The sequence below is a fragment of the Agathobaculum sp. genome (assembly GCF_050946325.1).
GTDB lineage: Bacteria > Bacillota > Clostridia > Oscillospirales > Butyricicoccaceae > Agathobaculum.
The window spans coordinates 1-7678 of record NZ_JBMNUP010000088.1 but is presented as its reverse complement, the minus strand read 5'-3'; the positions used below and the strand labels follow the sequence as shown (position 1 = coordinate 7678).

6 protein-coding genes and 1 pseudogene are annotated in these 7678 nt (G+C 49.9%); 6 read left to right on the top strand and 1 reads right to left on the bottom strand.

Going from position 1 to position 7678, the window contains the following annotated elements; translation table 11 throughout:
• The 6 genes from ACOYIE_RS07610 to ACOYIE_RS07585 form a co-directional block, all read left to right on the top strand.
• Window positions 1-1260: ABC transporter substrate-binding protein (locus tag ACOYIE_RS07610; protein WP_433411990.1), on the top strand; the 1260-nt coding region annotated here is incomplete at its 5' end.
• Window positions 1261-1471: 211 nt separating this feature from the next.
• Entirely contained in the window at window positions 1472-2452 is a 981-nt protein-coding gene (locus ACOYIE_RS07605; protein ID WP_154523540.1) for an ABC transporter permease subunit, read from the top strand.
• 15 nt (window positions 2453-2467) lie between these two features.
• Complete coding sequence (locus tag ACOYIE_RS07600) at window positions 2468-3388, top strand: carbohydrate ABC transporter permease (protein ID WP_154523537.1); 921 nt, start codon at window positions 2468-2470, stop codon at window positions 3386-3388.
• A 52-nt stretch (window positions 3389-3440) separates the two neighbouring features.
• Window positions 3441-4892 carry a serine hydrolase domain-containing protein gene (locus tag ACOYIE_RS07595; protein ID WP_433411987.1) on the top strand — a complete coding sequence of 484 codons (1452 nt, stop codon included), beginning with the start codon at window positions 3441-3443 and terminating at the stop codon, window positions 4890-4892.
• Window positions 4893-4998: 106 nt separating this feature from the next.
• Window positions 4999-5715, top strand: a complete 717-nt coding sequence (locus ACOYIE_RS07590) for a YesL family protein (protein ID WP_282147128.1) — start codon at window positions 4999-5001, stop codon at window positions 5713-5715.
• 11 nt (window positions 5716-5726) lie between these two features.
• Complete coding sequence (locus tag ACOYIE_RS07585) at window positions 5727-6902, top strand: ABC transporter ATP-binding protein (RefSeq protein WP_155202173.1); 1176 nt, start codon at window positions 5727-5729, stop codon at window positions 6900-6902.
• A 537-nt stretch (window positions 6903-7439) separates the two neighbouring features.
• Here ACOYIE_RS07585 and ACOYIE_RS07580 read toward each other — a convergent pair.
• Window positions 7440-7678 (bottom strand): annotated as a pseudogene (locus tag ACOYIE_RS07580) (alpha/beta hydrolase); the annotation flags it as partial.

Sequence of the window (7678 nt, the reverse complement as noted above, 5' to 3'; positions counted from 1 at the left end):
GTTCAACCGTATTCGCTCGTTGATTATACAACGGACATGAATATGCGTCTGGCCGGCGGCGAGGAACTGGATATTATTTATACCGGTCCCATTAATACGGCGGTCACGAACGGCTATCTGGTAAATCTGGATGAGTACAGAGACAACGTGCTGGCAGAGGTCATGAAAGTAGTGGGCGACTGGGACCTGTGCGGCACCGTAAACGGCTCACTGTACGGCATTCCTGCTTACAAGGGTCTCTCCATGGATTACAAGTACATTTATAACGAAGAATATTTCAAGGACTTTGACATGACCCAGATCAAGAGCATCAACGATCTGGACGGCCTGTTTGCCCAGTTCAAGGAAAAGTACCCGGACGAACTGCCGGCTGCGTATACCTACCAAGTGTCTCTGCCGCTGTATTGCGAAGAGGACCACACGGCTGTTGTCGGCACCTACTTTGCCACTGTAGGAGACAGCACCGAGCTGGTAAGCCTGTTTGATACGGCTGCTTACAAAAAAGCCGCCGAAAAGGCTTATGAGTGGCGGCAGAAGGGTTATGTGGACCCCGAGGGCTCCGCCCAGACGCTTACGCATGATGTTCTTTCGCAGTCCGGTGCCTGTAAGGGTGTTTATATGGGCCATGCTTACAGCGTGCCCACGATCGAACAGATGTTCACGATGAACAATACCTATGGCGCGACGTTCAAAGCCGTAAGCATCGGTAAGACTTCGCTCACCAGCAATACGCTCACATATGGCATTGCCTATACGTCTAAGCATCCGAAAGAAGCGGCGGAAGTGCTGAACCTGATCTGGACGGACGAGTATGTGATGAGCACGCTTATCTATGGCCTGGAAGGCGTATCTTGGGAGTGGAACGCAGACAAGAGCTCTATCCAGTATCCCGAAGGCCTGGGGCTGGATTCCGTTCCGTACACCTGTTTGTTCTCCTGCGGTGCGTTCGGCAACCAGTTCCTGCTGTATGGAATGGACGGCAATACCTCCAATGAAGACAAAGAGTACATGAAAGAGCTGATTGACTCCGCGTGGGTTGCGCCGCTGTTCGGCTTTACGCCGAATTCCGATAATGTTTCTACGCAGGTGGCGGCGGTATCCAACGTCTACAACCAGTATGACAAAGCGCTGATGTACGGCGACGTAGACCCCGCTTCTTACCTGCCTGAGTTCCAGGCGGCGCTGGAGGCTGCCGGCATCAATGATATCCTGGCGGATTATCAGGCACAGGTCGACGCTTGGGTAGAGCAGTATAAATAAGCCCGGAAAAAAGTTTGAACCATTTGAAAATGCAGGCCTGCAGGCCTGCATTTTCTTTTGGCGTTCATCCTTGGAGGATGAAGCGGGCGCGGCTTTTCGGCCGCGGTGATGCGTGTTACAAAATAGGAAATACAGCGTACTTTTTTTAATGTTTACATCTGCTGCCACAGGTAGAATAAAGACATACGGTAGGCAAGGAGAGTGCAATTTTATGTCAAATGCGGAAATCACTGTCCCAGCGCGGGCTGCGTCACAGTATGACGACCTGCTGAAACAGAAGAAAAAAAACAAGAGAAAGGCGGATTTTAAACGGCTGCTCCCGCTGTATCTGATGATGCTTCCAGGGCTTGTATATCTGCTCTGCAACAATTATCTGCCGATGTTCGGTATTTTGTTCGCTTTTAAAAAGATGAATTTTTCAGTGGGCGTCCTGCAAAGCCCCTGGTGCGGTTTGCAGAACTTTGAATTCCTGTTTAAGACGAAAGATGCCTGGATTATGATTCGCAATACGCTGCTGTACAACATCGTATGGATTGCCATGGGGACTGTGATTGCGGTTTTTATTGCAATACTCATGGCAGAGATTTCGGCACGTCCCGCGGCCAAGGTGATTCAGCCAATCATATGTTTTCCGTCGATGATTTCTGCGGTTATCCTGTCATTCATCGTATATGCGTTTCTCAGCACGAACAACGGCTACATCAACCGTGCGCTTCTGGGGGGAGACGGTATCAACTGGTATGCCAGCGCACAGTATTGGCCGGTGATCCTTACAATCGTTCATTTTTGGCAATGCTCGGGCCAGAGCTCGGTTATTTATATGGCAAGCATCGGAGGCATCGATAAAGGCCTTTATGAAGCGGCAAAGATTGACGGTGCAAATAAGCTTAAGCAGATCCGATATATCACGCTTCCGCTGCTCAAGCCGATGGTGATTCTGATGCTTCTTATGTCTATCGGCAAAATATTCAACTCTGATTTCGGCTTATTCTATCAGGTGACGCTGAATCAGGGCCTGCTGACCAGCACAACGCAAACAATCGACACCTATGTATACCGGGCGCTGATGGAACTGAATAATATCGGAATGTCGTCGGCAGCCAGTGTATTCCAGGCTGTACTTGGTTTCCTGCTGGTCGTTTTGTCCAATGCATTTGTGCGTGTCGTTGATAATGACAACGCACTGTTCTGAGGGAGGAAGAAAACGATGCGTAAAGAGAAAAAAAGTTTGGCCCCCAAAATCAGAGATGAAAGGACGTTCCACTATTTTGCGCTGACGGTACTGATTCTTCTGGCTCTCTACTGTATTTTTCCCTTTATCTTGATGTTGTCGGTATCTCTTTCGACTGAGACATCTCTGGGACAATTGGGATACCGCTTTTGGCCCAAGGAAATATCTTTTGCCGCGTATGATTACCTGTGGGCAAAGCGTGCCACCATCGGCCGATGCTATATGCTGACGATTGTGACAACAGTTGCAGGCACGCTGGGCAACTTGGTTTTGACCTCTCTGTTTGCGTATCCGTTGAGCCGCAAGGATTTTAAGCAGCGAAATATTTTCGCGTTTATTGTATTTTTCACCGTTATGTTCAATGGAGGGCTGACCGCGACCTATATCGTCTGGAGTACCTTCTTTCATATCAAAAATACGATTTGGGCGCTGATCCTTCCGGGCGGTCTGATGGGTGCAATGAACGTATTGATGGTGCGGAATTACTATAATGCGAACATCCCGTATTCGATTATCGAGGCTGCGGGGATGGACGGCGCGAGCGATTTGCGTATTTATACCAGCATCATTGTCCCGCTGTCCAAACCGGTGCTTGCCACCATCGGTTTGTTTGCGGCAATCGGGTATTGGAACAACTGGACAAATGGCCTGTACTATATTTCGGATTCAAACCTGTACACCATCCAGGTTTATCTGAAACGCCTGATGGACAATATCGCTTATCTGAAGTCCAGCAATAATATGGTCGAATCCGCTTCGTTGGCGATGAAATCGCTTCCGACAGAAAGTGCCCGTATGGCGATTGCCATTATCGCAATCATTCCGATTTTGCTGGTGTATCCATTCATCCAGAAGCAATTGGTAAAGGGCATGGTTATCGGCGGCGTAAAAGGATAAAAGTGAGGGGTAAACAATGAGAAAAGAATTTGAAAGAACGAGCCCGGAAGCTGTGGGTATTCGGAGCCAGGCAATTTTGGATTATATAGACGCTCTGGAACGCAGCAACACCGAGATGCACGGCATTATGATTATGCGTCATGGTAAGATCTGCGCGGAGGGCTGGTGGCAGCCGTTTGCTCCCAACCTGCGTCACGGCCTGCAGTCGCACACAAAAACGTATGCGGCCACTGCGGTGGGCATTGCTTATACGGAAGGCGTATTGAAATTGGATGAACGGCTCATTGATATCTTCCCAGAGGAATCTCCGGCGGACCCAAGCGAAAACCTGAAGCTTTTAACCGTCCGCGATGTATTGTGTATGGGATGCGGTATGGACGCGATGCCGCGCCCAACGGTGGACTGGATCCGCGATTTCATGCATACACCGGTCAATCACAAGCCCGGCACTGCTTTCATGTACAATTCTACAGGCTCTTCGATTCTGGGTGCCATTGTCCGCAAAAAAACAGGGGAAGGGCTTCAGGAATATTTGAGCAAACGCTTGTTCTGTAAAATCGGTATCGACCCGGACAATATCCGCTGGTACTGTATGCCGGACGGGATGGAAATGGGCGGCGGCGGAATGCTTGCCACCACAGAGGACAATCTGCGTCTGATGAAGCTGTACGCCGATGGCGGCGTATGGGAGGGTGAACGCATTTTGGCAGAGGACTATGTCAGGCTTGCCACTACAAATCAAAATGACTCATCCACTGAAGCGCTCAACAACCCGGAGGCAAGCGACAATTTTCTGGGGTATGGCTTTCAGATATGGATGTGCAAGCCGAAGGGTGTATACCGGGCGGATGGAGCGATGGGGCAGTTCACCATCGTAAGTCCGGAGCAGGATCTGCTGATTGCCATTAATGAAACGGCTGCCGGCGCGCATTGGGCGCAAAGTACTTTGAATATTACATGGGACTTTTTGGAAAAAGTAGGCGGCGAGACATTGGAGGAAGATCCGCAAAGTGCTGGGCGGCTGGCGCAGAAAATGCGGTGCCTCAATCTCCCAAATCCGGTATTCCAGCCGCTCAGTCCCATTGCTTCAAAAATCAGCGGCAGAACATACACGGTTCAAAGCGGCGTGCTGAGTACGGAAATATTCAACTTTATGTCAGGAGAACCCGTCAGTCCAATAACGGATTTTTCGTTCGCGTTCGACAGTTATGGATGTATATGGAATGTAAATGGCCCAAATGGCACACAGGCCGTTCGAATCGCCACAAATGGCTGCCGTTTTACAAATCTGGTCGGCAAGGCGGAAGATCAGACGCAGCTGCTTGTTTGTGACGGTGCCTGGACAGAAGAGGACACCTTTGCGGTGAACCTCCGCTGGGCAGAGACCTGTCTGACGAAGAAGCTGGTGTTCCATTTTGACTGCGATGGCGTTACGGTTGAGGACACAAACAACAGTGCGTTTCGCAGAAGTGAGGACGGCCCGGATGTGATTGTGGCAAAATAGAATAGAAAGGAACACGCAGGCATAACCCGAAAGTGGCTATGCCTGTGTGGTATATCCAAAACAAAACGGCAGCGCATGGATGCGCCGCTCCGGGAGGCAGTGAACGATGTTTCAAATGGAAAATCCCTTGATGAGAATGCTGACAAAAATCGGGAATTTTATTTTGGTCAGCTTTTACTGGCTGTTGACGTGTATTCCGGTCGTCACCATCATTCCCGCCTGTGCGGCGCTGTTCCACACAGTGACAAAAGTGATTCGCCAGGATGGCGAAGGCGTTACAGCAGATTTTTTTTCCGCTTTTCGCCATGCGTTGCATCCAGGGGTGCTGCTCTCCCTTATAACGGCGGGAGGAAGCCTGCTGTTATATACCTGTGTGGATTTTGGATATCAAATGATGCGGCAGAACGCTGTGGGAACCGCTTATTTTTCCGTCGGCTGCATTTTGGCGTATGCTTGGACGGCTACCGTCTTTTATCTTGCACCGGCCTTGTCTCGCTTTGAAGGAGGGGGGCTGGACATACTTCGGATAGCGTTTTACCTTCCTTTTCGGAATTTTTTCAGTGTCCTGCTGCAGATGATTCTTTTGGCGGTTATGATTTTTGTGGTGGATTTTTATCCGGTTCTATTGCTGATCGTACCGGCGCTGTATGTCGATCTGACTTGTTCCGGAGTGGAGAAGGCTTTGCAACGGCTCGTGGCGCTGAGCGGTGCAAAAGAACCTGAGAAACAGACAGATGCCGAACCGGAACGGGAACAGTGCTTGGAATTCGGCGGGCTCTCAGCGCTGGAACAGGCTGCGAATATGAATGATTCTGAGGAATAGAGGCAGGGAGTATGGCGGAACTGGTATTGAACGATCTGGTGAAAATCTATCCGTATACAAAGATAGGAGGCTTGTTCGGCGCGCGCAGGCGGTCTGTTGAGGCTCTGCGGCAGGAGAAAATGAACCCATATACCACAAATGAAGGTGTAATTGCGGTTCAGCAGTTCAGCCTGGAAATAGAACATGGTGAGTTTGTTGTGCTTTTGGGGCCTTCCGGATGTGGTAAAACCACAGTTCTTCGAATGATCGCGGGGCTAGAGTCAGTTTCAGCCGGCCAGGTGTGCCTGGACGGGAAAAACATCAACGATGTGCGTCCGGATGAACGGGATATTGCCATGATTTTTCAAAACTATGCGCTGTATCCGCATTTGACTGTGTATGACAATATCGCATATACGCTGAAAAACCAGCATATGCCACGGGATGAGATCCGTTTGTATGTGGAAGAGATTGCGTCCATGCTGGACCTGACCGGACTTTTAAAACGGCGCCCAAAGGAACTATCGGGCGGACAGCAGCAGCGTGTGGCCATTGGCCGGGCATTGGTGCGCAAGCCGAAGCTGTTTCTTCTGGATGAGCCCTTCAGCAATCTTGACCCTTCATTGCGTGCCCAGCTTCGCCGGGAAGTGAAGCGGCTTCACGAAAAAATAGGCACGACTTTTATTTATGTTACCCATGATCAGGCTGAGGCGTTCATGCTGGGGACCCGTATCGTGGCGATGCGTCACGGGATGATTGAGCAGGCTGGGACACCGAAAGCATTGTACAACCACCCTTTGAATACCTATGTTGCATCTTTTGTTGGCGTGCCGCCGATGAATCTGCTGGATGCGCAATTGACGCGACGTGAGAAAAGCTGGTATGTAAGAGTGCTCCGAACTGAATATCCTATTTCGGAAAAGCAATGCGCGGCATTGGCGGACAGTGATGAAGGCCGGGAGATACGGCTCGGCATACGCCCGGTGCATTTGTTGTTCGGTGATAAGGGCATAGAGGCGGAGGTGGAGTATGCAGAAACAACGGGAAAAGAATTTGTTGTGCATCTTCAGGTGGGCGACACGTCAGTGACGCTTGTTCTGCCAGGCGATACGCCTCCTTCGAAAATTGCGAAGCACGCGAAGGGGCGCCTGGAAATGCAGCCGGAGTATTTTCATCTGTTCGACAAGGAGAGCGGAAAACGGATATAAAGCCGAATCAGAGAAAAAGAAAAGGCCCTGTTTTTGAAGCGCTCCAGATTATGCAGCCAGCATAAAAAGGGTGTCTGATCGCAGAAATATTGGATTTTAGGCGGAGAGACGGCGCATAGGCATCGTCTCTTCATTTTTGGGCAAGATGCTGCTCATGGCTGCAAAAGTTGGATACAGCTGGTCGAATATATCGTTGGCTTTACAGATTGCAGATTGTTTGTGGCAAAAATATATTCTATTCTGAGAATAAAAAACTTTTCTGCAATGGTATCCATATAGATGCCTTTTTGATATGGACGGCGTAATGCCGTATTCTTGGGTTAGGTTGAGATGAACTTGCAAGGTATACTGAAATTCCTAGGTCGTTGTGGAGGTGCGGTTTCGCAGCGATTTTTGTTTTTATTTTATAGCTGGATGACCATACAGTTACTCTCATACACCGGTGCCCATAACAATGCCCCTGATGCAGCTTGCTTTACCGCATCAAGGGGCATTGCGCCTTTTTACTGAGGCCGGTGCAATTCGACGGGAACTTTTTTATAATCCAAGTCCATGCAGCCATTCGGCACACAGGCCGGCCCAGTGCGCCACATGGGGAATATCCATATAAAGATCATTATTTCCGTCTGCCAGCGCCAGTCCATGGACGCCGTCGGGGAAGCAATGAAGTTCAAACGGAACGCCTGCTTCTGTCAGTGCAGCGCCCAGCACGAAAGAGTTTCTGGGATCATCGCTGTTGGTCTGCCAGATAAAGAAGGGCGGCGTGTCGCAGGTGA